Below are 24,478 nucleotides of genomic sequence, written 5' to 3' on the forward strand. Positions count from 1 at the left end.
CCTTGAGGGGACAGTGCGGAGGAGTGTTCACGCGGCGATGACGAGCGGGCAGTCCAGGCGCTGCCACGCCCCGAGGACGGCCTTGTGGGCGTCGAGCCGGAGGCGGGCAAGATCCTGGCGGTCGTGCGGGAGGCGGACGGGCCGGTGCGAGTCAGGGCGGTCGGTGAGCGGCTGGGGCTGGACGCGTCGGTGCGCGGCAGGCTGGGACCTTTGCGGGCGAGGACGACCCAGCTCGCCGACCGGGACTGACTGCACAAGCGGGGCGGCGGGCGGTTCACGGCACGTCCGTGGGCGCGCGCGGCGGGCCCGTAACCGACAGGCCCCGACGGCAAGGGAATCGCCCTCCTGCCAGAGCGCTAACGGCCGCTGAAGAAGCCGGTGAGGGCGGCGGTGACGGCCTCGGGCTGCTCGTCGGGGATGTAGTGACCGGCGTCGGGCACGATGACGCCGGTCACGTTCTCGGCCCACGGGCTGAGGGAGGCCGCCATGTCCGGGATCGAGCCGTGGCTGCCGGAGATTCCGAGGACGGGCACGGTCAGTCGCCGTTGCTCGAGTGCCGCGCGGTTCCTGCGCGCGGACTCGGCGGCGTCGCGGTAGTAGGCGAGGGAGGCGCGCAGGCCGCCGTCGACGGCGAGGGCCGCGCCGTAGTGGTCGAGCTCCGCTTCCTCGAACGCGTCGGGCGCGAGGGACTTGGTCTTCAGGAACCAGCCGATGTACTCCCGCTCGCGGCCGGCTATCAGCGTCTCGGGAAGGCCGGGCACCACGTGGAACGCGAAGTGCCAGGTCTTGAACGCCAGAGCCGGGTCGAGGGGGATCGCTTCCGGCATGGTGATACCGGGAATTCCGGCGTCGAGCAGCGCGACCCCGTGCAGTCGGCTCTCGTAGTTCAGGGCGAGGGAGAAGGCGACCCAGGCGCCGATGTCGTGCCCGGCGAGCCAGTAGTCCCCCACGCCGAGAGCGTTCACGGCGGCCTGGGTGTGCGCGGCGACCGTGTGCGTGTCGTAGCTGAGTTCCGGATGCCCGGAATGGCCCTGGCCCGGCCGGTCGAGCGCTATGACCCGGAACCGGTCGGCGAGAGCGGGCATGACCTTGCGCCAGGCCCACCACGTCTGCGGGAAACCGGTGAGCAGGACGACGGCCGGTCCGTCCGGCCGGCCGCCTTCGACGGCGTGCAGGCGGACGCCGTCGGCGTCGACCCAGCGGTGCGTGAATCCGGCCAGGTCGTGCAGGGGCAGGGCGGGGACGGGGTTGGTCATGGGAATCCTCCATCGAGGCGGGCGGACCGTGATGCGACGCTAGCACGTCTTGAACTGATCAGTTCAAGATGGGAGGATGGGCCGCATGGCAGGCAAGAAACAGTTCGACATGGACACGGTGCTCGACGCCGCGATGATCCAGTTCTGGCGCTCCGGCTACGCCGACACCTCGCTCGACGACCTGTCCCGGGCGACCGGCCTGAACCGCAGCTCGATCTACTCCTCGCTCGGCGACAAGGACGCGCTCTTCCTTCGCTGCCTGGATCGCTACGCCACGCGCTACGGCGACAAGTTCGACGCCGCCCTCTCGTGCGCGGCCGAGGACCCGGTCGCCGCCGTCCGTGCGTTCTTCGACGTCACCCTGGGGCGCATCGCCGATCCCGCCGTGCCCGATGGATGCCTGATGGCCCAGTCGGTCATGGCGAGTCCGGCGCTGAGCCGGAACGTCGCAGAGCACGTCAAAGAGCTGTTCGGCCTCCAGCGCCCGCGCCTGCGCACCGCCCTGAAGGCCGGCGGAATGTCCGACGAGAACGCCGAGGCCTTCGCCGTACACATAGCGGCCGTGAATCAGTCCCTCGCGGTGATGGGCAGGGCCGGGTCGAGCCCGGAGCAACTCCGGGCGATCGTCGGCGTGACCGTCGACGCGCTCGCACGGGCACTGAGTCCGGCCGGATAGCTGGCACATCAAATCTCTGCCCGAGAGTCACCGGACCGAGGCGGTCCCGGCTCGCTCGCGTATCCGCCGGGGGTCGGATGTGCTTGCACGCGATGCCGTGTGCAACGACACCGCCGTACGCCGATCACCCCGTCTCTGCGGCGTCGCCGGGAGACGGCCGGCCTCCCTGCGCGGAGATGACCGCGTCGCCGAAGGCCCGCACAAGCGCGGCCACCTCAAAAAGTCTGCTCCCCGCACCCGCGGGGATGGTGGTCAAGGGTGCCCGCAGCCCCACCAGCCCGTCCTGCGCAAGCCGCGTCAGCGTAGGGGCCTCTACCGGACCGTCCCGCACGAGGGCCTGCGCGACGACCTGCCCCGCTGCCTCGACCAAGACCTGCTCCTCCGGCTGTGGCCGGTGCTGCGCACTCTCGTCGGCCGCACCGTGCGCGCGGTAGGGGAAGGCGCCTTCCCTCAGCTCGTCTCCCGCACCCGGGCAGCCGCGTGACGGACATGCCGGAGCTGCGCACGCGGCTCCTGGCGGAATCGATCACGTCCGGATGAGGCTCGCGGTGAGACTGCGGGGCTTGGGTGCTGCAATCGCTTTCGCAGACGACGGAGACAGCCGCCCGGTCACTGGTCGCCCTTCCCGCGTATGCCGAAGAGCCCGGTCACCAGCCGGCGGGCGTACGCGGCGTCGAGCCCGGCCGGGCGGAAGAGGATGCGGTACATCATGGGGGCGACGACGCGGTCCATGACCGTCTCGACGTCGGGAGTGTTCTCCTCGCGGTCGGTCGCTCGGGCGAGAATGACGTTGATCTGTTCCGCCGCGTAGGCCGAGCACTGACCGGCGTTGCCGCCGTCCGGGTCGCCGAGCAGGGCGTCGCGGATATAGGCGCGGCCCGAGGGGGACGTCATTTCGTCGAGGAACTGTTCGGCCCATGCCGTGAGGTCGGACCGCAGGTCGCCGTGGTCCTCCGGTTCGGTGTCGGGTCGCAGCCGCTCCACCGCGACGTCCGACAGCAGTTCCTGAAGGGTGCCCCAGCGCCGGTAGATGGTCGACGGGGTGACTCCGGCGCGCTGGGCGACCAGGGGGACGGTCAGTGCCTCGCGGCCCGTTTCCGCCAGGAGCTCCCGTACAGCGGTGTGCACCGACGCCTGGACGCGTGCGCTGCGCCCGCCGGGGCGGGCCCTCTGCTTGCTGCTCATCGCACCAGCTTAAAGCACATTACTTGCGTTTAACGGGAACGATATCCGGGCTCACCAAAGCTGATCCCGACGGAGCCGAGCGGCGTGTGGACCGGGCCGGAACTTCCCGGTCCGGCCCACACACCGCTCTCAGGCGAGGGGTGCGAGCGATCGGGCGGACTGCGTCCGCTCGTATGCGTGGCCCACCAGCAGCAGCGTCCGCTCGCCGAAGGGCCGCCCGAGCAACTGCAGGCCGACAGGCATACCTGCCGCGTCCTGGCCGACCGGGACGGAGAGTGCGGGCACTCCTGTGATGTTGGCCGGGGAGGAGAGCCGCACGTAGGCGTCGGAGACGCTTTCGACCGTGCCGTCGGGCCAGGTGACGGTCTCCTGGCCCGACGGGACCGCGGCCATCGGGACCGCGGGGGCGGCGATCACGTCAACTCCCTCCATGACGCGGGCCCATTCGTCGCGCATCAGCGTCCGGGCGCGCTGCGCCCGCAGGTAGTCGCCCGCACCCATCAGCTCGCCGGCCTCCAGGAGGATCCGCACGTCCGCCTGGTACAGCTCGGGGACGGTACGCAGGGTGCTCTCGTGGTACGCGGTGGCTTCCGGCACCATCAGACCCCACTGGACGGCCTGGATGTAGCGGGTCATCGGTATGTCGATCTCGATGAGCCGGGCGCCGAGCGCCTCCAACTGCGCGATGGCGCGGCGGACGGCGGCCTCGACTGTGGCGTCGACGTGTTCGAAGTAGTAGTTGCGCGGCACGCCGACGCGCACTCCCGTCAGGTCCGGGTCAGGGCGCGGCCGGTAGTCGACACCGGGGACGGCCACCGAGGCGGTTTCTCCGGGGTCGTGCCCGGCGATGGCCGTCAGAACCAGGGCCGCGTCGTCGACGGTGCGGGTGATCGGGCCGACGTGGTCGAGCGACCAGGACAGCGACGTGACGCCGCGACGGGGCACGAGTCCATACGTCGGCTTGAGCCCGACCACCCCGTTCAGGGCGGCGGGCACCCGGATCGATCCGCCGGTGTCGGTGCCGAGGGCGAATGTCACCGCACCGGAGGCCACGGCGACGGCGGAGCCGCCGCTGGAGCCACCGGCGACCCTGCCGCGATCCCAGGCGTTGTTGGTCTGCGGGGTGGTCAGACCGTAGGCGAACTCGTGGGTGTGCGTCTTGCCGATCAGAATCGCGCCGGCCGCCCGCAGACTCGCGGCGACCGCGCTGTCGGAGGCCGCACGGTGACCGGCCCGGGTCCTGGAGCTTGCCGTGGTGGATACGCCGGCGACATCGATCAAGTCCTTGAGCCCTACCGGGATCCCGTGCAGAGGGCCTCGGCAGGAGCCCTGTGCGGCCTCGCGCTCGGCCTCGCGGGCGGTCCGGCGGGCCTGATCAGCGTAAACCGCGACATAGGCCGCAAGGTGCGGCTCCACCTGCTCGATGCGGTCGAGGACCGAGTCGACCAGCTCGACGGGGGACAGCCGTCGCTCCCGGATCTCCTGCGCGGCGGCGGCGAGGGACAACTCATACGGCTGCATCGCGCTTCTCCTTTTCCGCACGGAAGGCAGCGACGGGTTCCGCACGGAAGGCACCGGCGGGCGGGGTGTCACCGAAGTTCAGCTCGCGCAGGACCGCGACGACGGAGTGGATGTGGTTGGCGGTGGCGGCAACCACGGAGTGGCGGTCATCGGGCAGCGGAAGCCCGCCACGGGCGGCCCAGCGGGCGGCCTCGGGCGGCGTGAGTCCGGCGGAGGACATGGATTCTCCCCTGGTCGGGCCTGAAGCGACGAGGCACCCCAGACCAAAAGCTATTGGTTTGCTTTAGCTCGACCGTAGAACCTATCGTCCCTTAAGGCAAACCCATTGCTTTTAGGGAGGAGTCTCATGCCCGACGCCGTGTCCGGCTCACTGGCGCACTGCCCTGTCGGGGGCAGTCGCGCCCGCGGGAGAACCCGCGCCGCCTCTTTCGGCCTGGACGCGTCCGTACTCGTGGCCCTCCTGGCGGCATCCAGCGCCCCGACACCGCTGTACCCGCTTTATCAGGACCGGTGGGGCCTTTCAGCGCTCGCCGTCACGGTGGTCTTCAGCGCATACTCCCTGGCGCTCCTGTCGGCCCTTCTCACCACCGGAGCGCTCTCCGACCGTCTGGGACGGCGTCCCGTCCTGGCAAGCGCCCTGGGCGCGCAGGCCGTCGCCATGGTTCTCCTCGCCTCAGCGGACGGCGCAGGCTCCCTGACAGCGGCCCGCCTCCTGCAAGGAGCGGCCACCGGCGTGGCCACGAGCGCCGCAGGCGCGGCTCTCCTCGACCTGGAAAACCCGCGGCATCCCGGTCGGTCCGCCCTGACCAACACCACCGCCCCGGTCGTCGGCATGGCCGCGGGCGTTCTCCTCTCCACCCTCCTCGCCCGCTTCGCCCCGGCCCCCACGGTCACCGTCTACGCACTGATGGCAGCGCTCTTCGCCGCCCAGGCGATCGCCGTCCCCTTCACCACGGAGACAGTCAACCGCCGGGCCGGCGCGCTCCGATCGCTGCGCCCGCAGCTCGGTGTACCGCCCGCTGTGCGGTCCACCCTGCTGACCACCGGCACCGCGATCGTCGCGATCTGGGCACTGGGCGGCTTCTACTCCTCCCTCGGGCCGGCCCTCGTGCGCCTGGCGGCCCCCCACGCCCCGCAGGCGGCCCTCGGCATGGTCTTCTTCGCCCTCAGCGCCGCAGCCGCACTCACCGTGTGGGTTCTGCGCCGCACCGATCCCCTCACCACCGCGATCGGTGGATGCCTCTCCGTCCTGCCCGCCGCGGTCCTGACCCTGAGCGGTCTGCACGGCCTCGGACTGCCGGCCGTCTACGGCGGCGCGGCCCTGGCCGGCGTAGCCTTCGGCGCCGTCTCCCAAGGAGTACTCCGCATGCTCCTCGCCTCGCTCGACGAGCAGTACCGCGCCGCGACGCTGGCCGCCTACTACGTTCTGAGCTACCTCTCCATGAGCCTGCCCGCCATCGCCGCGGGGGCCGCCACCCAGCACTACGGGCTCAGGACCACCTCGCATGTCTACGCCGTCATCGCCGCACTCCTCGCTGCGGCGGCCCTCACGGCGCTCGCCGTGTCACGAACCCGGACAAGGCCCGACAGCAGGACACGCAACCGGCCACTCCGCTGAAGGACAAAGGAAACGACAGATCATGCAGACTCCCTCGGACATCCCCATCCCGTCCTGGGCCGTGGGCGACATCACCGTCCACCGCATCGACGAGATACTGCTGCCGCCCGCGACCGGACCCTGGCTGCTGCCCGACGCCACGCCTCAGGTAGTAGCCGGCCAGGACTGGCTGCGCCCCCACTTCGCCGGCGATGACGGCATCCTCCACATCGACAGCCACAGTTTCGCGTTCGCCGTGGACGGGCTGCGCGTACTCGTCGACACCGGCATCGGCAACGGCAAGGAACGGGCCAACCCGGCCTGGCACAACTTGCGCACCGGCTTCCCCGAGCGCCTGGCCGCCGCCGGCTTCCCGCCCGACTCCGTGGACCTGGTGGTCCTCACCCACCTGCACGCCGACCACGTCGGCTGGAACACCCGGAAGGTGGACGACGAGTGGGTCCCGATGTTCCCCGGGGCGCGATACCTCACCGCACGCGCCGAAAGGGAGTTCTGGGCCGCGTACGACATGGAGGAGGCGCGCCGCCAGATGTTCCGCGACTCGGTGATCCCGGTCGAGCGGGCCGGTCTGCTCGACCTGGTCGACGTCCCGGCCGACGGCGTGCGGATCACCCCGGGCCTGCGCCTGGTCCCCACCCCCGGCCACACCCCCGGCCATGTCGCGGTCGAACTGAACAGTCAGGGTGAAACGGCGCTGATCACCGGTGACTGCGTTCACCACCCGGTCCAACTCGCCCACCCCGCCATCGGCGCCTGCGTGGACATCGACCCGCAGCAGTCCGCGACCACCCGCGGTGAATTGCTCGCTTCCCTCGCCGGCACGGACACCCTCCTCCTCGGTACCCACTTCGCCCCGCCCACAGCCGGCCGTGTCGTCGCGCACGGAGGCGCCTACCGGCTGCGGCCCGTCCCGGCGACCTGACCTGCAAGCCGACCGCGCCACCGGGACCGGCAGGCTCGGCGGCACCGCAGGCCGACACCCTCGGCCGCTCCATCACGCGCCTGCCCGAGTACGACCACGAGTGCAACGGCCGCCTCGTTCTCGACGCGCCCTCCGGCGGTCGCGGCGGACGAGGCGGACTGGCTGCGCAACCGCTGTTGCCGGGCGAGGGAGTTGACGCCGTCGGCGACGACGAACAGGTCGGCGCGGACGGTGTCGCCGTCCGCGAGGCGTACGCTCCCCTGCTCGCCGACGGTCTCGTAGCCGGTGACCGTACGGCGAAGCGCACTACGCCGCGCAGGCCGGTCAGCAGGATTCGGTGCCTTCCCAGCCGGCCTTCGCCGGCCCGCCGGGCAGGGTCGCCTCGGTGTACGGCGTGTCGTCGGATCCGGTCTCCGACGGGGTCAGGGCGTGGCTGCCGCGCACACTCCTCGCCGCTGGGCGAAGAAGAACAGATGTGCTTCACCGAGGCGCGCTACGGGCCGTTGCGGCAGCTCACCGTCGCCAACTCCGACCACCCCGATCACACCGTGCAGACCCGGGCTCTGCACGCCTGCCTGCGCTGGCGGAACGCCAACACCCGCCATCCCGGTGTTCTCGCGGCCCAGCGCAGGGAGCGTGCCCGCATCCGCAGCGAGAAGGGCCTGCGCTGGGGCGGCGGACCACTGCCGACCGCGGCCTGCCCATCCGACCCGGCGCCGCTAGGAGTTGGCAGCCTTCGCCAGGACGCGGGCGAGTTCGCGGGGGCGGGTGACCATCGGCCAATGGCCCGAGTCGAGATCCACGTACTCAAGGTGGGCAGCGCGGGCGAGCTCAGGACTCTCACCGGCGGCGATCCACTCCTCGGCCTGGGCGGGGGTGAACTCGGGGCAGACAACCACCACCGGGACGTCGAAGCGGCGCTCGTCACTCAGGCGCACGACTCCCCTGGCGACCGCCTCGGGGACAGGAACGGCGGCGGACGCGAAGCGGTCCCGGGCCTGCTGGTCCAGGTCGGCGGCGTCCGCGCCCTCGAAAGGATCCCAACCCGGGAAGGGCATCGCGCCGCCCTCGATCGCGAAGTAATCGGCGTAGGCCCGCCCGTCGGCGGCGGGGAAGCCGCCGATCAGGACGACCTTGGCCACCTTCTCCGGTCGTGCGTCGGCGGCCAGCCAGGCCAGGGTCGATGCTGCGGAGTGCCCTACCACCAGAGGCTTTCCGGGCACCGCGTCAACCGCGGCAAGCACTGCTTCCGTCTGGTCGTCAAGCGTCGCGGAAGCGGCGCCGTCGCCCTGGCCTGGGAGGGTGAGCGGCACGGGACGGTGGCCGAGCGCGGTGAGTTCGGGCATGACGTCGTCCCATGCGGATCCGGCGAGCCACAAGCCAGCGATGAGCAGGATGTCCACGGTGGTTCTCCCGGAGAGGAGTGGGATCTGGTTGCCGGCACGCTACCGGGAGGCTCTGACACCGGGCTCCGGTCAGCGTGCGATCTTCGAAAACGGCGGCCCGCCCCAACCCAACCCGGCGAACCTACGCAGTCACAGCACCAGACCGCGTCCTACATGGTCAGTTGGCCGTTGCGCTGGGCATGGGGAGTGGACGGTGGGGATGGATCGTTCCGGACGGCTTGTGGGAGTTGGCAAGACCGTTGCTGCCACCGGCTCGGGTGCGTCCACAGGGCGGCGGGGTCGCGAACATCGAAGATGAGGCGGTGTTTGCCCCGATCATCTACGGCCTGGTCAGCGGCTGTGCCTGGCGGGCGCTGCCACCGTGCTTCGGAGCGCCGAAGTCGACCGTGCATCGCCGCTTCGTCATCTGGTCTCGCCCCGCAGTGTGGGAGCGGCTGCATCAGAAGGTTCTCCAGATGTTGGACGAGTGAGTCCTGGTTGGCCTGTCTCGTGCGGTCCTCGATTCAGCCCACGTGAGGGCTAAAAAGGGGGGCGAACTTGCAGGTCCGAGCCCCGTGGACCGGGGTAGAGCGTGACTCTTTGGCACGGCGGCAAGAAGGTCAACGGCCGCAAGCGGCACATCGTGGTGGGCACCCGCGGACTGCTGCTGACCGTGATGGTGACCGCGGCCTCGGTCACCGACCGGGACGCGGGACAGACACTCCTGGTCCGGCTGCGTGAGCGGCACTGGCGCGTCACACGCGTATGGGCCGACGGAGGCTATACCGGGCGCCTGGTCGACCTCTCCCGCGAACTCCTGCGCGTCGCGCTGACGGTGGTCAAACGCAGCGACGGCACCGGCGGCTTCACCGTGCTGCCGAAGAGATGGCTGGTGGAGCGCACGTTCGCCTGGCTGATGCACTCACGCCGCCTGGCCCGCGACTACGAGACGCGCACCGGCACCTCGGAAGCGGTGATCCGGTGGTCGATGAGCATGGTCATGAGCCGCCGACTCGTGCGCCGGGCACGCTGAACAGCCCCGGACGTTCCTCCGCCAGCCAGCGCCGCGCGACCACCATGCCCTCGACCGCCGGCCCCGGGACCTCCTCGGCCAGGCCCTCACCTGATCGCGCGGCTGGCGGCCACAAGCACGGACGGTGGGGGCGAGGTCCTGGCGCTGGAGTGCGAGACCCGCCACGTCGGATCGGGCGAGCACTGCGTCACCAAGAACGGCTGGACCTCCGAGCGGCCTCCCACGAAGCGGCTGCGAACGGCGGACGCCAACGTCGATGCCCGCCTGGGCTACCTGGAGTTCAGCCGGGATACGCGCCAAAAGGGCAAACAGTGGATCCTGCTGACGAAAGCCCCTCGCCGGCCTGGAGGCTGACGCGGGGCTTCGTCGTGCCGCTACAGGCTCAACCGGTGCACGCCATGGTGGCGTCCTGGGAATCCGGATCGTTCCGGGTACAGGTGTGCTGGGGGGATTTCAGGTCGCTGACGTGGGTCTGCCAGACGGAGCCCTGCCATTTGGCCTGGGGGGCGCCGGCGTTGTCGAGGCGACTGGGGTAGCGCAGGACTTCCCACGAGGGGAATTGGTCCTTCGTCGTCGTGATGTCGAAGCCGGTGAAGGACTTGTTCTCGTCGTCGTACCCGTGCGGCGTCAGGTACCACGTCGCGTTGATCCGGCCGAGGTCTCCGAACTGGTAGCCCGGGACGCCTACGAAGGAGTTGACCGCCGAGATCGATACCTTGATGCCCCCGCCGGTGGTGGACTCGACCCAGTATTCATTCTGGGGGACCGGGTCATCCTGGACGGCTTCGGCGTGCGAGGTGCGGACGAGGGGCTTGGCGTCACGGCATCCGTTCAGCGTGGAGCTGGGGTCATGGACGCAGGAGTGTTCGACGTAGACGCCGACGCGACCCGTTTCGGTGTCCCACGCGACGGTCACCTTGGATTCGGCGGCCGGGTCGGTGCTCCACTGGCGGTGGTTGCCGATGATGTCGTTCACTGGGTTGTTGTCGGTGGCGATGTAGCCGCGTACGACGACGATTCCCCGGTCTCCTCCCAGGGGCAGCAGGTGCGCGGCCTCTTGCAGACCCCCGTCACGTTTACTGCTGCTGGGGGTCAGGTAAAGGTCGCGTGCCTGTGCGTACTGCGGGTTGGGAGTCTCCTCGGGAGACCATGCGATAGGGCCGTGCTCGAACATCTGGCTGACGCCCTTGACACCCGGAACCTGGACTTCGTCGCTGATGGGGTAGCCGTAGCGGCCGGACTCCCACTGGGCCATCCCCCAGCGTTCGCCGATGCGACCCCAGACAGGGTGTGCACCGGTGTCGGGGGACCAGTAGACCGAGCCGCCCTGGAAGACCTGGCGTACGCCCTTGCCGTCGGGGAGCCGGATTTCGTCGCTGGTGGGGTAACCGAGACTGCCGGCTTCCCAGCCGAGCTGTCCCCACTTGTCGCCGATGAGGCCCCAGATCGCGTGGGCCCCGCTGTTGGGGCTCCAGTAGATCGAGCCATGCTCGAAGACCTGACGGGCGCCCCCGTCCTTGGGGACCGGGATTTTGTCGGACTTCGGACAGCCCAGGGACTCCTGTACGCCCGGCGTCTGCGTGTACTCGGTCCAGATGGCCCCGTCGACCGAGTGGCCCTCGTCGCAGAAGATCTGAGCCGATGCGGGAGTAGCCTGAACGCCCAGCAGGAGCAGGGTACTTGAGGCTGTGAGGGCGAGGAGCTGGGATGCTCTTGCTCTGATCATGTCGGACAGTCTCTACAGCTGCAGGCAGTCCGGACAGAGAAACAACGAGACGAAGAGACCAAGCACCCGAATGGGTGACGGGCCGGGCTCTCAGGGCTTCAAGATCATCTCGTTGCCCCTTTGGCGCCTTCCTCGGTCACACCCCTACCCGGGGAACCCCGCGACTGCCGTAGAGGCCCTGGCGTTCCGCGATGTACCGGCCTGCGGTCCTGCCCCCGGGCAGGACCGTGGCCATGAGAATCCTCGAGATATCACCTGTAACACCCAAAGCACACATCACGCGCACCCACCGAAACCGGAGGTCAGGCGCCCTTCCCGGCCGGTTCCAGGATCGCCACGCACTCCACATGATGCGTCATCGGAAAGACGTCACGTCATGTGGAGCGAAGAGAAAGCCCAGGTCAGAGACCATCTTTCAGCTCTTTGGGTGGTCGTTTGGGCCGTCGGAGCGTCAAACGAGCGTCACGCGCAGCGCCGGTACGACTGCAGAAAGGCCAACGAATGCTGGCGTTGGACGGTACTCCCAACGGTCTCTGGGGGAGGCTCGCACCAGCGACCTGGCACGACGTCGCGATCAGGACCGTCCTTGGTCCTGCAAGCTACCCTCCGTTTACACCGCTAGACTGCAGACTCGTGCCCTGGTGAGTGCGACATAGAGCGAGCGGTGAGCCTCGTCGGTGGGATCGAGCCCCTCTCGGAGCACGGCGGCGTCAGACTCTTCCAGTCTCACCCCGACCCTCGCCCACTCTCTGCCCTTCGCCTGGTGGCACGTCAGGCCGAGAACAAGTCGCTCCTGCGCGTCCTCCAACCGCAAGCGCAGGTTACCGAGAGCCTTGCGCGGTGTCCGCTTCTGGCTCTCCGACGGCTGGAAGTGCGTCTTCGCGACCACGCTCTCCGCCAAGGCGGTCCAGACTTCGCCGAGGTCGTCCTGGCTCGCCAGTCGCTGAAGAGCAGTCTCTAGGTCCGGACGCAGCCTCTCGAACGTTTCAGCTTCTTCGATGCCCAGTGTGGACCGAGCATCGCTGAGAAATGCGGCGGGCAGGCCAAAGGAACCCTGGGTAAGCTCGTTCAGGAGCAAGGTGCACACTGCCTCCTGGAACGGTCCTGATGGCTGCTTGACGGCCAGCGGGAGGATGTGGGGGCTCCCGTCCCACAGCGTCTTCCAGCGCCGTGCGAGGACGACTTCGACGTCTCGTACCGCACCCGCGGGAAGGGTCACCGGCTCCCTGCGGCGCAGTCGGCGTGCCAGTGATGCCTGGTCGGTACTGCCCTGCCATCTGAACGACGTCTGGAGTTCGCGGCGCTCGAATTTCAGCAGCTCGATGAGCCGGCGCACGCTCTGCGGACGCGCGCCACGAAAGGCGTAGAGGGCTTGCCAGGGGTCTCCCACCAGAGTGACGGCCAGTCCCGCTTCCGCCGCGATGCCAATGATCTCCACGTCCAGGTCGTTCGCGTCGTAGACCTCGTCGACGAGTAGGGACCTGATCGTCATGGCGAAGTAGGTCGTCATATGGGCGCGGATACGGTCAATGCGGAGGGCCGCTTGCAGGACCTCACGTACGTTCTCGTGCGTGCACCTTCCTTCGTGGATCGCAGTGGCGAAGTCCGCTGGCTTTATGTAGTTGTCCGGCTTCGGCTCAGATAGGTAGGTGGTGCTGACCTGGGTGCCCACGAGTCGGAGAGCGGGCTTCGCGGTAGTGCGGATGGTGGGGAAGTGTGTCCGCCATGTGTCCAGCACCTCCAGCTCCTCGTGGCCACCTGGCCACTGGAGGACCCCAGACCGCAGGAGGTGGGTGAGTAGGTCGTTCAGGATGGTGTCGAGGGTGATGATGCGATGGGGCCACGCCAGGGCTGAAGGACCCCACTGTCGAAGCACGCGGCTACGTATCTCCTCAGTGGCCGAGCGTGTGAAGCTGACCGCCACAACCGCCCGGTGGTCGGTCGTACGCGCGAAGCGGTGCAGGCCAAAGCGCTGCTGGGAGACGGTCGTCTTCCCAGATCCGGGAAACGCCTCTACATAGACGAGGCGGTGAAGGCTTGCGGCGGTAAGAAGCTGCTCCGGCGTAAGACCGCGCGTGCCAGGCCAGCGACTACTCATCGGAAACCGTCATTCGACGTGTGACTGTCGGCCAGCCCCCAGGGGCGGGCTGCCAGTACTGGAGTTCCTCCCATGGCGGTGCGTCCGGATCCGGCACGGCGGAGTCCGGCGGCTCAGGAATCGGATCGTGTCCGGCTGCTTCCGCCCACGCCATCTCTTCCTTCTGCCAATCGTCCGGCCAGTAGAACTCCACTTCGTCAACGGCCTGCTGCGCATCCATGTCCCGTTGGTCGTCCAGCACGAGCCAGTCTGGCTCATCAATGTGCTCACAGGGGTCGGTCTCATCGGCCGGAACGGGCGGGTACAGGAACTCGAAAAGCCGCCGCATGTGATCGGGCACGGTCGGAAGGCTCGACGCCTGCTCGGGACCTGCTTCGTTGGCTTTTGCTAGGACACCGGCGAAGGCAAGCGCAAAGTCGCCCTTCTTACTGGAACCCCGCCCTGCTGGGACGCCGGGCTTCCCGTCCTTGCTCGCCCGAGCACTGCGGAACAGTTCATATACCGTCCGGGCCGTTACGACTGGCTCGTGCAGGTCCACTTCGAGTAGGGCCGTCTCGATCAAGTCCTCGTTACCCTCGGTGATCGATGGTTCCAAGGTCGGATGGCTGACGAAGGCATCGACGACCGAAGGATCGTGGTCAGAAAGCCAAGTCGGCTTCTTGCGCTCGTTGCTTTCGAACGGTAGATCGCTGTCGACGAGGATCGCCAGTTTGGTACACAGTTCCTGACCCCGAGTCGCCAGGAGATGCGCCGGCCACTGCCCGACCTTCCATCCCATGTGGACAATGCTGAGCGCGTCGATGAATGCCTGCTTGCGTGCGTCCTCTCCGGCCCAAGTTCTGCCGAACTCCCGAAGCACGGCGGCGTCGGTGACCCCCTCGACCAGGACGAGGCGGTCGGCGAAGAGGGCGGCGGACCGACTGGCGTCCAGATGGAGCCGTGTCTTCCGCAGTGTCACGTCGCGGTGCTTGTTCGGTACAACGTCGGCGACAGCACGGCACACTCTTCCCTGCGCCGTCTGGCGTACGACGACGAGTTCCTCGGGGGCGCAGGACGTGATGACGTCCGTCGCATGGCTGGAGAGGATGATCTGCAGCTCTGGCCGCTTCTTGACGGTTCTGCGCAGGTATCGGACGAGAGCGTGCTGCAACTGCGGGTGAAGGTGTGCCTCAGGCTCCTCGATGACGACCGTCGCGTGGAAGGGCTTTGCACCGAAGAAGGAGTCCTCCTCCGCCTCGGAATCGGCCTCTGCCTGTTCGGAGTTCCTGGTCGCCTGCTCGATCTGCTGGATATCCGTGAGGGGCGGCTGGTCACCAGCGTCTTGGGGAATTTCAGTGGAGTCCGGTATCGCCGCCAGGATCACGGCGATGTGCAAGAGGTTGACGTATCCCAATCCGGACACTTCAAGGGGCCGAGCGAATCTGCGTCCCTCCATGACAGCGAGCATGATTTCCAATACTCGAGCCAAGTAGGTGTCGTCGATGACCTGCCCGCGGATGTACGACCACTGGCGACTCACGCCAGCCGACAAGTCTGTGAGGTACCCGCCGATCCTCTTTTCGACGGCGTCGATGATGCTCTCCATGGCCAGCTTCTCAAGGAGCTGGGAGGCCCGCGCCCGGAGTCCCACAAGGTTCCGGGTGCCGTTCAAGCGCTGCTGTTCGGCACGGAGCAGCTCAACCAGGATCCGAGCTTCGCGGCGGGCCAGTTCGTCCAGCGGACTACGCAAGGCCGGCAGATAGATCAGCTTGTACGGGTCTAGGTCCAAGGACCTGCCAGGCGTTATCTCGATCTTCGAGGTAACGCTGCCGAGCCTGCGACCCAGTGTGACACCCCAGCTCTGAGCGACATCCCCAAGGCGCTGGTGGCCAACCTCGCGCAACTGGTGTCCGAGACGGCCTTCCCCGACGAGGCTATCGCCCAGCCGGTACTCCACCTTGATGGTGCGGGTGGACCTTTCGGGTGCGAGCGTGGCGGATCCGTACCTCGGCAGGACCGGGAAGCGAGAGCCGGGATGAGCAAGGTAGAGCGCATCCGTCAGCGTCGTCTTGCCGACGCCGTTGGCTCCGATCAGCACGCTGAAACGGCCAGGTAGATGGCAGACCATCTCACCGTCTACGCTCGCCCGAAACCCACTCACCGCGATACGACTCAGGTGCATCATGCCCCCCATGGACAAGAAGTACGTGAAGTCATCATCACCCCCAGCACTGACAACGCTGCTTCTTCTTTGATCACTTGCGGCCTGAGTGTGCCTGGGTTCGATCGGACGCCGGACGACTCCCCTTGCTCTCTTCAAGATGTTCTTTCTGACAGCTCGCCCCAAGACAGGCGGCACGGGCGGGCCGTGAACGTCCACTTGAGCAGGCAGATGCCGCTACTACGCCGGTTTCGGACGGAGCCTGCCGGCCAGGTTCTATGAGCCGGCTGGCCATGTACTCCACCGGCGCTGCTCGCAGGAGTGGCTTCGGCACCGTGCGCCCGGAAACGGGTTTCGGTGTGACCGTTCCCGGCCTCGCCGGCTCTAGGGTGGCAACCCGCCCCGCAGCAAGCCGAGTGGAGCCCATGGTCGTGAAGTACGTGTTGACGGAGCCGCAGGCTGTCTTGCTGCGGGAGATTGCGGCGGCTACCAATGCTGTGGCTCTTCCTCCCTCCGCCATCCACACGGCCTGGGCGCTGGAGAAGCGTGGCCTCATCAAAAGGACGCGGCGCGGTAGCGGGCACACCGCGGTCGTCACCGCAGACGGCCGCTACTACCTCGAGCACGGCAAGCATCCCCGCGAGGTGCAGGCGGAGCAGGAGCGGCTGGCCGACGACATCCGGCAGGCAGCTCTGGCTCCGGCCGGTGGGGCCGAGCTGGTCGCCCGGTTGCGCTCGGCCTCCGGGAGGGTAACCGTGTCAGATCCCGCTCCGCGGACCCGGGGCCGGTGGCGGGCGGCCTTCTACGACGCGGTGCATCACGGTCACGTACCCGAAGGGCACAAGCTGCGCTGGACGGGGCGGCAGCATGGTGACTGTGTCTTCACTCTGATGAACGAAAAGGCTGAGAAGCCTGCGCAATCGGTACCGGTGATCGATGTACCCGATGTGCTGAACCGTCCCCACCGGCTGGTCCGGGCCACACTCACGGCCCTCGGTAGGTCCAAGACCGTGGTCGACACCCGCGCGACGCCCGGGGTCATTCCGATGCATGTGTCACGTGCCCAGACCGACCGGGCGCTGCGGATCACGCACGCTCTTTTGACCGAGGCGGAACGCCGCGGTCATCAGGTGGAGTCCCGCACCGGCCACCGTCGCGGCAGGGCCGTCCAGGAGATGGTCGTCGTCATCCGAGGGCACGCGCTCCCGCTGGCCATCAGAGAGCGGACGACCAAGGTGCCGCACGAGCCGACCACTGAGGAGGCGAGCCGGCGTCAACGCTTGTCTCGGGCGCATGGCCCTCAGTCTGATCACGAGTTCAGCGGACGTCTCGAACTGGGTGCACCCGTCGGCAGCGGGTACCGGGCCTGGTACGCCTGCGGCGACAGCACACGGTGGTCCTTGGAAGCGCGCCTGGGGCACCTCCTGCACAGTCTCGAAGGCTGTGCCGCGGTGGCCGAACGGCGGCAGCAGGAGGAAGAACTCCGCAAGGCCGAGCAGCAGCGCCGCTGGCTCGCGGCGGTGCGCCAGGCCCGCGAGCAGCAAGTCGAGCGGCATCGAGCGCAGGTGCTTATCGAGCAGGTGGCAGCCTGGCGGCGAGTCGACGACATCCGCGCCTTCTGCCGCGCGGCCCGCGCCCGAACAGGCGACGCCAGCCCGCCCGGTGAACTGGAGTGGCTGCACTGGGCCGAAACCTACGCTGAGCGGACTGATCCGCTGCGCGGGCCGCTGCGGAATCCACCTGATCCGCCGGCCAGCCGTCAGGCTCTGGCCGAACTCCTCCAAGCGGATCCTTACGCCCATCCCTGGCCGTACGACAGTGATGGCCGCTGGACGCCGCCCGACGAGGAGCTGACGGAACATCCCTGAGTGCGCGAACGCCTCCGCCCTGTCCTTGAGGGGAGAGGACGGAGGCGTGTTTACGCGGCGATGATGAGCGGGGAGTCCAGGCGCTGCCACGCGCCGAGGACGGCCTTATGGGCGTCGGGCTGGAGGTGGGCGTAGCGCTGGGTGGTCTGGAAGCTCTCGTGACCGAGGAGGTGCTGGACCTCGTAGAGCGAGACACCCTTCTGCACCAGCCACGAGGCGCAGGTATGGCGCATGGAGTGCGGCGAGTAGTGCGGGACGGGCTGCTGTTCGCCGTCACTGTCGAAGTAGCAGGCGGCGTCGACGGCTGGCCACCAGGTCTGCCGACGCCAGTTCCCGTCATCGAGGCGGCGGCCGGCCCGGCCCTTGGTGATGGTGGTGAAGACCAGCGCGTCACGGTCGAGCCGGTGGATGTGGCGTTCGAGCGCCTCCAGGACGTGAGGCGGGAGCGGTACCTCGCGTCGGCTCTTGGAGCTCTTGGGGTACTCCTTGATGCCGCTCTTGGTGTTGACCTCCACCACGAACAGACGCGAGCGGCGCCGGTCGATGCGGTGGCAGTGCAGCCCGGAAAGTTCACCCCAGCGCAGCCCGGTGTAGAAGCCGAGCAGGCACATCGTCTTCCACGCGGTGGGGAGTTCGTCCAGGATGCTTTGCGCCTGGTCGAGCGTGAACCACTGCGGCGGCTTCACGGCGATCGGGGGGAGGTCGATGCTGCGGCACGGACTCACCGCGATGACGTCGTCGTCGACGGCCGCCCGCATGATGGAGGACGTCAGGTTGTAGGCCCGCTTGATGGCCGCGGGGCCCGTGCCCTTCTCGATCAGGGAGCGGATCCAGCTCTGGACGTCCATGCGGGTGATGGCCCGCATCTCCCACTCCGCCCAGTAGGGCAGAACATGGTTCCTGATGCTGGAGGCGTCTCCCCGCAGGGTGTGCGGCTCGACCACACGGGCGTTCCACCACCGGTCGTGCCACTCGCGGAAGGCCATCTCACCGGCCCGCGGATCACGCATGGTGCCGCGGGCGAACTGTGTCTCCATCTCGATACCCCAGGCACGGGCCTGGGCTTTGAGCGGGAAGCTCTCGCTGAACCGGTCTCCGCTCCGGTTGCGTACGGTCGCCTGCCACTTGCCTGACGTCAACTTGCGCAGATACGCGGTACTACTCCTTTGTTCGGGGATGAGGGACCGGCTGACAGCACGAGGTCAGCGACGGTTGCGCGGGGAAACGACCGACCTGCTGGCGATGAACTCCTCCAGCCCGCCGACAGGCACACGGACACGGGAGCGACCCGTTCCGGTACGCAGGTCGACAACCGGCAGTTCCCCGGCGGCAATGAAGCGGTAGACGGTACGCCGGTCGACGTCCAGAGCGGCGGCTACGGCAGGAACGGACAGCAAACGGGCAGGCATCGATGAGTCCTCGCGGGAGCTGAAGAGGGAAAAGGGGCAGCCGGCGTGCCGGCCCAGCCGGGCAACGAGACGGACCAGGACGAAGGTCACTGCCGTCAGAGCAACCGCCGCTCCAGAGGCGTGGTGTGTGGGCCCCGCCTTCACACGCCGGCCGGGGACCGGGGCGGGAAATTACCGGTTGAGCGAGTCGGGCACAGCCGTGACCTTCGCCAGGTGCTCCCAGTCGAGTTCGACGTCCTCTACCTGGAAGCGATGCGGGTAGCGCTGAGCAATCCAGCTAGCGCTCAGGCCCGCCCATTCAGCGACAACCCAGACAGGGACACCCGCCTTGAGCCACAGATCCAGGCAGGACTCGCGGAGAATCGCTACCCTCTCCCCCACTCCCGCTTCACGCTCCTCGCCGCTCAGCACCGCCTCGCACGCCCGCTTCCACGCCTTCCGGTATACCGAAGACGGAAGCGGCCCACCGCGCTCGCCGGGGAACAGCAGATCGCCCGGCTTCAAGCCGGCCTGGTCGATCCACTTCCGCAGCACACCGACGATCTCCGGGGTGAGAGGAACACTGCGGCCCTCACCGGCGCGGACCCGCACCTCACCGAACCCCTCCTCCGGGAGCGTCACATCGTGCACCCGGAGCCGGGTGGCCTCACCGGGCAGCAGGGCCGCACCCGCCATGGAAGCGAGGAAGGGAAAGACCGCCCCCGGTATCCCGGGATTCTCCTGCGCCCACCGCAGCAGGGCACCGATGCGCCGCTCGGAAAGCAAGGTCGATTCGTCTATTGCGAGCTGTGACAAAACTGCATGACTCCTTACGCGAGAGATCGGGACGCACTGACGTCCCCTGGTTCTTCAATGGTCCGAAGAAACGCCGGTTTGGCCAACCGGCGATCGTCGGGTATGTTGCGCCCAGTCCGGCGCTCGGCGCACCCCGCTGATACGCCTAGGAGATGAGATAGGTCGCCGGGCCTTCCCAGGACCGCTCTAGATTTACTTGCTTCGCCGCTGTATTCCAGTCCCTACCGGGGTCAAATGTGTCTGCCGTCGGCGAATCAACATCCTCAGCCATGATGAGTCGGCCAGAGGAGGCGCGTCTGCCACCATCCCCGCCAGCAGGGCAGCAGCACACGGATAGGACCGGCAACTCTCGGAATCGCTGGTGTATGCCAGAACAGAGCAGGCGCCTTCTAAGTGCCCGCTCCGTCTCAATTACACGCACCGGCGCGCGCAAGTTGCCCATGTCGATGTTGCGATCTTCAGGGGTGAGCCGGTGTTCGACACGACCGACGACGCGCGGTTGCGATCCTCGGCCGCCCGGGGCGGGGAGCGACCGCCAGCCCCAGCAGGGACGGCCAGATCAGGCGCTTCCACTTGTTGCGATCCTCGGCCGCCCCGAAGGGCGACCGCCACTACCTCTCCAAGGCGCAGAAGAGAGCGCAGGAGAAGGCGTTGCGATCCTCGGCCGTCCCGGAGGACGACCGCCACGGGAGGATCACGCGCGCCGCCTGACGGCGCATCATCGTTGCGATCCTCGGCCGTCCTGGGGGACGACCGCCACGCGGCTCCTGCTCCTCGCTGACGGCAGCGTGACGCTGTTGAGATCCTCGGCCGCCTCGAAGGGCGACCGCCACAGGGCGTTAGCGCTGAGAGCCCTTGGCCATCTCCACGTTGCGACCCTCGGCCGCCCTGGAGGGCGATCGCCACACCGGCGAGCGTCCACGTGAGGCCGGCACTGTCGGTGTTGCGCTCCTCGGCCGCCCCGGAGGACGTCCGCCACGCCACCAGTACGGACACGCTGTACCTGCTGAGCAAGTTGCGATCCTCGGCCGTCCCGGAGGACGACCGCCACCCCGATCCTCTCCGGTACCGGGCCCGACGCGTCCGCGTTGCAATCCTCGGCCGTCCCGGAGGACGACCGCCACGGTGATCAGATACGGGGCCTGCTTGGACTGGAAGACGTTGCGATCCTCGGCCGTCCCGGAGGACGACCGCCACGCGCCAACTTGTCCACGATGGGGCCCGCGACCACGTGGTTGCGATCCTCGGCCGTCCCAGAGGACGACCGCCACCACCACGGCGCAGGCCGCGGAAGGCGATCAGGTGGAAGTTACGATCCTCGGCCGTCCCGGAGGAACGACCGCCACGCGCACGGGCCCGGTAGCGGGGGTCGGTGGGGATGACGTTGCGATCCTCGGCCGTCCCAGAGGACGACCGCCACCCGGGTGGATGCGGCCGTTGCGGTCGACCGTTGCGAGGTTGCGATCCTCGGCCGCCCCTGAGGGCGACCGCCAGCCGACGCCAACGTGGTCGGTGCCCCACCCGGCGACGTTGCGATCCTCGGCCCCCCGGAGAGCGACCGCCACACGCGCAGCCCCTCGCGCGAGCCCCACCCCGCACTGTTGCAATCCTCGGCCGCCCCGGGGAGCGACCGCCACCTCGGTACCCGGCATGGCCAGGCGGAGCGTCCAGCCGGCTTTGCGATCCTCGGCCGCCCAGAAAGGCGACCGCCACTCCCCTCGGGCCGGTCGGTCACCGGCAGGCTACCCGATTACGATCCTCGGTCACCCCGAAGGGCGGGCGCCAGGTGGACGTGGAGACCTGGCCCGCTGTGCGTCGTGGAGTTACGATTCTCGGCCGCCCCCAAGGGCGACCGCCAGTCGTCTGGACGTCGTTGATGTGCTTGATCCACACGGTGTTGCGACCCTCAGTCGCCCCGACGGGCAACCGCCAAGCCGCCGTAGAGGCTGCACAGGTCGTCCACTTCCAGGTTGCGATCCTCGATCGCCCCGAAGAGCGACCGCCAGCAGCTCCCTGGCGACCGTCCTGCCCATCGCGTCGGCATTGCGATCCTCGGTCGACCCAAAAAGCGGTCGCCAAGTGCCCGCCCATCTGCGTTGTCGTCCGACACATTCGGGGTGCAATCCCCGGTCACCCCGAAGGGCGACCGCTACCTTCGTCCAACAGGCCCTCCGGATGGCGAGATCCTCGTTACGATCCTCGGGCGCCCCGAAGAGCGTCTGCCAGGCCACCCTCACAGTCCTCGTAGAGGCCGTCCCGGATGTTGCGATCCTCGGTCGCTTCTGGAGGGGCGCCGAGCCTGGTTCGGCCTTCAAACTGCGCAACTCTCGTTCTTGTGTAATTGACCATCACATCGTGATCGCGGCCAGTGTATCGATGAGTCGCTGCTTGGTGGTCTGGATGGTCATGTAAGAGGTTCGATACCTCGTTGGGGATGGTAGGGGCCGACCCACTGGTGCAGATCACCGGCGATTTCGATGGCGTGGCCGGCGTTGATTGCCAGTTCCAGTTCCCGCTGGGGGATGGACGCCATGTGTTCCTGCAGGGTGTGGAAGGTCGCCGGTGTTGGCAGGCCACGGCGGAGCTGGTCGACGGCGTTCTGGGCGGCCTGTCGGGTTTCTTCTTTGAGGTGGGGGCGGATGACGACCACGGCTACGGAGTGCTCGTTGTCGATGATCCTCATTCTGCGCGCGACCTCCGGGTAGTGCAGTTTTGCGCGCAGCGCTTCGATGACTTCTCCGGTGGCCCCGTTGGGGTCCTTGGAGTGTTGTCCTGCCTGGAGGCGGTAGCGGTGCTGGTAGTACGAGCGGAGGGCGTCCAGATCGTCGGGATAGGCCAGCCCGTCGCCGAAGTGGCGGGACGCTGCTGCGATGGCGCACGTGTTGTAGACCAGCTCCGGGTTGAGTCCGTCCCGGGGGTCGAAGATGGTCATGACGCTGTCCTTCGCGGGGCGTTTGCCCTCGCGGTTGACCCGTCCGGCGGCCTGCTGTTCGGACTCTGGTGTTGATCTGGCGCGGTATCCGCGGGGGAAGTCGAGGTTAACGCCTGCTTCGATGAGCGAGGTCGACACGAGGAGAGTGTCCAGGCCCTCCTCCAGACGTTGTTTCGTCGTCTGGATGGTTTCTCGGCGGTGGCCGCCGGTCATGCGGGTCGACAGGTGCAGGACGCCTGGGTCCTCGGCATGGTTGGTGCCGATCCAGACGCGGTGGACCTGGTTGGCGTCCTTGGTCCCGTTGACGACGACGAGGGCTTGGTCGTGCTCGGCCGCCTCGGTGGCGATGCTTGCCAGGGTCACGTCCGGGCCGGTCCGCCACTCGTACCTGACGCGGCGCAGCTGTTTGAAGAGCGGCGCGGGGTCGGCGACGACGTCGCGTTGGGGGAGGCCGGAGCGCCAGGGGTTCAGTGCGGCGAGTTCCGGCTGGGTCGCCGATGACAGTACGAGGGTGACTCCGTAGTGCTCTACGAGTTCTCGCAGGCCGGAGAGGATCGGGGTCAGGAGCCTGTCGGGGAGGGCCTGGACTTCGTCGAGGACGATCACGGAGTTGGCGAGCCGGTGGAGCCGGCGGGTGGCCCAGGGGGTGTTTCCGAAGATTGTTTCGATCAGGCGGACGGTGGTGGTGACGATGAAGGGGGCGTCCCAGTTCTCGGTCGCCAGTTTCGACCACCGGTTGGGTCGGCCGCCTTTCTGGCCGTGGCTCGCGTTCGTCGAGGTGCCGGCGGACTGCGGTGTGCGTTGCTGCGGGGCTTCGACGTTCACGGCTGAGTGGTGTTCCAGTACGACCGATGGTCCTTGCTCGGGGTCCAGGAGGTTTCGGTACTCCGCTGCGTTCTGTTCGGTGATGGAGATGAAGGGGACTGCGACGAGGACGCGCCGCAGTCCGTGCAGGGAGGCGTGGCGGAGGGCGAAGCCTCCGCCGGTGAACGTCTTTCCGGCGCCGGTCGGGAGGTGCAGCCGGTAGACGCCCGGCTTGCCGGTGGCGGTTTCGAGTGCCTCCTGGTAGACGTTTTCGCGGAGTTTGTCCAGCCAGGAGGCTCCCTTGGAGCGCTGGCGTTCGGTGATGGCCTCCTGGCGGCGGGCCTCGTACCGCTCCCAGAGTTCCGCCATCCCGATGTGCGGCCGGATGTGCGTGCCGGGCCGGAAGTGGGCTGCAGTGTCGAGCCGGTCGGCGTCGACCACGGCCGAGTAGGTCATGCGAACCAGCATCTCCACAGCGATCGTGTCACGGGGGTCGAGCCAGTCCGGAGCGGCCGGGCATGAGCCGTCCAGGATTTCCGGCATGACCGCGGCGACCCTGTGGATGGCTTCGTCCACCTCGCTGGCGTCGGCCATCAGGGCCTTGAGCCGGAGCCGGACTTCCGACCACGCGGACAGACCGGCGTGGTGTCCCTCGATCACACCGGCGCAGGGCAGCAGAGCGGGGGAACGTTCGGCCGCCCGGGCGAACAGGAGGGCTCCGGCGTCGTTGTGCGGGGGCCGTCTGGTCTTGCGGCCGGTGGTGGCCTCCTCGATCAGCCCCTCCTGCCACGCACAGGCCCCTTTGCCCGTGTCGTGGTCGCGTCCGAGCTGGTAGGCGAGGTCACCGCCTCCCCATGGCTCTGCGAACCGACGGGCCAGCTCGCCCGTGCCGCGGGCGTGGTCTTCGTACCAGTGCCAGGTCCCTTGGTGGCCCGGCGAGTGGGCCACCAGCCTGTCCTCAGGGACCGGATTCAAACCAGCTAACGCATCAACTACCTTGACCGCAACCATATTTGACTTTCTATCAGTTATACGCTGAGATCCCACCAGATCGCCGCATACCCCTCGAATCCCACGGCGTAGACCTCGGGGTTGCGCGACATATGGAAG

17 protein-coding genes and 2 pseudogenes are annotated in these 24,478 nt (G+C 68.1%); 7 read left to right on the forward strand and 12 right to left on the reverse strand.

The window, feature by feature from the left end; all coding sequences use genetic code 11:
- Nucleotides 1-84 precede the first annotated feature (84 nt).
- Nucleotides 85-249 (forward strand): hypothetical protein, encoded by a 165-nt coding sequence (locus tag ACZ4SV_RS13055; RefSeq protein WP_468003942.1) that lies wholly within the window; start codon nt 85-87, stop codon nt 247-249.
- Nucleotides 250-356: 107 nt separating this feature from the next.
- Here ACZ4SV_RS13055 and ACZ4SV_RS13060 read toward each other — a convergent pair whose 3' ends face one another.
- The gene (locus ACZ4SV_RS13060; protein WP_468003944.1) at nt 357-1,256 is read right to left on the reverse strand and encodes an alpha/beta fold hydrolase; all 900 of its coding nucleotides are present in this window, start codon (nt 1,254-1,256) and stop codon (nt 357-359) included.
- 85 nt (nt 1,257-1,341) lie between these two features.
- Here ACZ4SV_RS13060 and ACZ4SV_RS13065 point away from each other — a divergent pair, with 85 nt between their 5' ends.
- Nucleotides 1,342-1,932 carry a TetR/AcrR family transcriptional regulator gene (locus ACZ4SV_RS13065; protein ID WP_468003946.1) on the forward strand — a complete coding sequence of 197 codons (591 nt, stop codon included), beginning with the start codon at nt 1,342-1,344 and terminating at the stop codon, nt 1,930-1,932.
- A 609-nt stretch (nt 1,933-2,541) separates the two neighbouring features.
- On the opposite strand, the gene ACZ4SV_RS13070 is transcribed toward ACZ4SV_RS13065, so the two are convergent.
- The 3 genes from ACZ4SV_RS13070 to ACZ4SV_RS13080 form a co-directional block, all read right to left on the reverse strand.
- A complete protein-coding gene (locus tag ACZ4SV_RS13070) occupies nt 2,542-3,117 on the reverse strand; it encodes a TetR/AcrR family transcriptional regulator (protein ID WP_468003948.1) in 576 nt (191 codons plus the stop codon).
- A 129-nt stretch (nt 3,118-3,246) separates the two neighbouring features.
- Entirely contained in the window at nt 3,247-4,638 is a 1,392-nt protein-coding gene (locus ACZ4SV_RS13075; protein ID WP_468003950.1) for an amidase, read from the reverse strand.
- Nucleotides 4,625-4,858, reverse strand: a complete 234-nt coding sequence (locus ACZ4SV_RS13080) for a hypothetical protein (protein ID WP_468003952.1) — start codon at nt 4,856-4,858, stop codon at nt 4,625-4,627. Before ACZ4SV_RS13080 ends, ACZ4SV_RS13075 begins: the two co-directional genes overlap by 14 nt.
- Nucleotides 4,859-4,984: 126 nt before the next feature.
- Between ACZ4SV_RS13080 and ACZ4SV_RS13085 the strand changes: the two genes are divergently transcribed.
- The 3 genes and pseudogenes from ACZ4SV_RS13085 to ACZ4SV_RS13095 form a co-directional block, all read left to right on the forward strand.
- The gene (locus ACZ4SV_RS13085; protein ID WP_468003954.1) at nt 4,985-6,256 is read left to right on the forward strand and encodes an MFS transporter; all 1,272 of its coding nucleotides are present in this window, start codon (nt 4,985-4,987) and stop codon (nt 6,254-6,256) included.
- Nucleotides 6,257-6,278: 22 nt separating this feature from the next.
- A complete protein-coding gene (locus ACZ4SV_RS13090; RefSeq protein WP_468003956.1) occupies nt 6,279-7,178 on the forward strand; it encodes an MBL fold metallo-hydrolase in 900 nt (299 codons plus the stop codon).
- A 485-nt stretch (nt 7,179-7,663) separates the two neighbouring features.
- Nucleotides 7,664-7,855 (forward strand): annotated as a pseudogene (locus ACZ4SV_RS13095) (IS630 family transposase); the annotation flags it as partial.
- Between the two features lie 42 nt (nt 7,856-7,897).
- On the opposite strand, the gene ACZ4SV_RS13100 reads toward ACZ4SV_RS13095, so the two are convergent.
- Entirely contained in the window at nt 7,898-8,581 is a 684-nt protein-coding gene (locus ACZ4SV_RS13100) for an alpha/beta fold hydrolase (protein ID WP_468003958.1), read from the reverse strand.
- 182 nt (nt 8,582-8,763) lie between these two features.
- On the opposite strand from ACZ4SV_RS13100, the pseudogene ACZ4SV_RS13105 reads away from it, so the two are divergent.
- A pseudogene (locus tag ACZ4SV_RS13105) lies at nt 8,764-9,596 on the forward strand (IS5 family transposase).
- Between the two features lie 382 nt (nt 9,597-9,978).
- On the opposite strand, the gene ACZ4SV_RS13110 reads toward ACZ4SV_RS13105, so the two are convergent.
- From ACZ4SV_RS13110 to ACZ4SV_RS13120, 3 genes are all read right to left on the reverse strand, one after another.
- A complete protein-coding gene (locus ACZ4SV_RS13110) occupies nt 9,979-11,322 on the reverse strand; it encodes an LGFP repeat-containing protein (RefSeq protein ID WP_468003959.1) in 1,344 nt (447 codons plus the stop codon).
- Nucleotides 11,323-11,932: 610 nt separating this feature from the next.
- Nucleotides 11,933-13,420 carry a UvrD-helicase domain-containing protein gene (locus tag ACZ4SV_RS13115; RefSeq protein WP_468003960.1) on the reverse strand — a complete coding sequence of 496 codons (1,488 nt, stop codon included), beginning with the start codon at nt 13,418-13,420 and terminating at the stop codon, nt 11,933-11,935.
- A complete protein-coding gene (locus tag ACZ4SV_RS13120) occupies nt 13,413-15,584 on the reverse strand; it encodes an ATP-dependent nuclease (RefSeq protein ID WP_468003962.1) in 2,172 nt (723 codons plus the stop codon). Before ACZ4SV_RS13120 ends, ACZ4SV_RS13115 begins: the two co-directional genes overlap by 8 nt.
- Before the next feature lie 401 nt (nt 15,585-15,985).
- On the opposite strand from ACZ4SV_RS13120, the gene ACZ4SV_RS13125 reads away from it, so the two are divergent.
- Nucleotides 15,986-17,428 carry a hypothetical protein gene (locus ACZ4SV_RS13125; RefSeq protein WP_468003964.1) on the forward strand — a complete coding sequence of 481 codons (1,443 nt, stop codon included), beginning with the start codon at nt 15,986-15,988 and terminating at the stop codon, nt 17,426-17,428.
- A 50-nt stretch (nt 17,429-17,478) separates the two neighbouring features.
- Here ACZ4SV_RS13125 and ACZ4SV_RS13130 read toward each other — a convergent pair whose 3' ends face one another.
- The 4 genes from ACZ4SV_RS13130 to ACZ4SV_RS13145 form a co-directional block, all read right to left on the reverse strand.
- The gene (locus tag ACZ4SV_RS13130; RefSeq protein WP_468003966.1) at nt 17,479-18,567 is read right to left on the reverse strand and encodes a tyrosine-type recombinase/integrase; all 1,089 of its coding nucleotides are present in this window, start codon (nt 18,565-18,567) and stop codon (nt 17,479-17,481) included.
- Nucleotides 18,568-18,630: 63 nt separating this feature from the next.
- Entirely contained in the window at nt 18,631-18,927 is a 297-nt protein-coding gene (locus ACZ4SV_RS13135; protein WP_468003968.1) for a helix-turn-helix domain-containing protein, read from the reverse strand.
- 81 nt (nt 18,928-19,008) lie between these two features.
- On the reverse strand, nt 19,009-19,632 hold the full coding sequence (locus ACZ4SV_RS13140) for a tyrosine-type recombinase/integrase (RefSeq protein WP_468003970.1): 624 nt from the start codon (nt 19,630-19,632) through the stop codon (nt 19,009-19,011).
- 2,404 nt (nt 19,633-22,036) lie between these two features.
- Complete coding sequence (locus ACZ4SV_RS13145) at nt 22,037-24,379, reverse strand: CRISPR-associated endonuclease Cas3'' (protein WP_468003972.1); 2,343 nt, start codon at nt 24,377-24,379, stop codon at nt 22,037-22,039.
- Between the last annotated feature and the right edge of the window lie 99 nt (nt 24,380-24,478).

The organism is Streptomyces sp. NPDC027672, from assembly GCF_055566335.1.